1 rRNA gene is annotated in these 1,626 nt (G+C 56.0%); it reads left to right on the forward strand.

The window, feature by feature from the left end:
* The first annotated feature begins 24 nt into the window (after positions 1 to 24).
* A 16S ribosomal RNA gene (locus tag CKW00_RS13385) occupies positions 25 to 1,595 on the forward strand.
* Positions 1,596 to 1,626 lie beyond the last annotated feature (31 nt).

Consider the following 1,626-nt stretch of genomic DNA (forward strand, 5'->3'; position numbering starts at 1 on the left):
TTATGATTGAGCTAATCAATCTCTTTTATGGAGAGTTTGATCCTGGCTCAGGACGAACGCTGGGGGCGTGCCTAATACATGCAACTCGAGCGCGGGAAGCGAGCTGAAGCCCTTCGCGGCGGACGCTCGTGGAACGAGCGGCGGACGCGTGAGTAACACGTGGGCAACCTGCCTGTAAGACCGGAATAACCCCGGGAAACCGGGGCTAATGCCGGATAATCAATCGGTTCTCCTGAACCGATGGTAAAAGGATGGCCTTAGCGGCTATCGCTTACAGATGGGCCCGCGGCGCATTAGCTGGTTGGTGAGGTAACGGCTCACCAAGGCGACGATGCGTAGCCGACCTGAGAGGGTGATCGGCCACACTGGGACTGAGACACGGCCCAGACTCCTACGGGAGGCAGCAGTAGGGAATCTTCCGCAATGGACGTAAGTCTGACGGAGCAACGCCGCGTGAATGATGAAGGTCTTCGGATCGTAAAAATCTGTTGTGAGGGAAGAACAAGGACCGTGCGAACAGAACGGACCCTTGACGGTACCTCACGAGGAAGCCCCCGCTAACTACGTGCCAGCAGCCGCGGTAATACGTAGGGGGCAAGCGTTGTCCGGAATTATTGGGCGTAAAGGGCACGCAGGCGGTTCCTTAAGTCTGATGTGAAAGCCCGTGGCTCAACCACGGATGGCCATTGGAAACTGGGGAACTTGAGGACTGAAGAGGAGAGTGGAATTCCACGTGTAGCGGTGAAATGCGTAGATATGTGGAGGTACACCAGTGGCGAAGGCGACTCTCTGGTCGGTTTCTGACGCTGAGGTGCGATAGCGTGGGTAGCAAACAGGATTAGATACCCTGGTAGTCCACGCCGTAAACGCTGAGTGCTAGGTGTTAGGGGGCTTCCACCCCTTAGTGCTGAAGTTAACGCATTAAGCACTCCGCCTGGGGAGTACGGCCGCATGGCTGATACTCAAAGGAATTGACGGGGGCCCGCACAAGCGGAGGAGCATGTGGTTTAATTCGAAGCAACGCGAAGAACCTTACCAGATCTTGACATCCTTGGCTACTTCGAGAGATGGAAGGTTCCCTTCGGGGACCAAGTGACAGGTGGTGCATGGTTGTCGTCAGCTCGTGTCGTGAGATGTTGGGTTAAGTCCCGCAACGAGCGCAACCCCTAATCTTAGTTGCCAGCATTCAGTTGGGCACTCTAAGGTGACTGCCGGTGACAAACCGGAGGAAGGCGGGGATGACGTCAAATCATCATGCCCCTTATGACCTGGGCTACACACGTGCTACAATGGATGGGACAAACGGATGCGAACCCGCGACGGGTAGCCAATCCGAGAAAGCCATTCTCAGTTCGGATTGCAGGCTGCAACTCGCCTGCATGAAGCCGGAATCGCTAGTAATCGCAGTTCAGCATGCTGCGGTGAATACGTTCCCGGGCCATGTACACACCGCCCGTCACACCACGAGAGTTGGCAACACCCGAAGCCGGTGAGGTAACCTTTTCAGGAGCCAGCCGTCGAAGGTGGCGCCAATGATTGGGGTGAACTCGTAACAAGGTAGGCGTATCGGAAGGTGCGGCTGGATCACCTCCTTTCTAAGGATAGGAACGGATCTTTCCCTGGCGG

The organism is Salimicrobium humidisoli (genome assembly GCF_002295105.1).
In the GTDB taxonomy this organism is placed as follows: Bacteria; Bacillota; Bacilli; order Bacillales; family Halobacillaceae; genus Salimicrobium; species Salimicrobium humidisoli.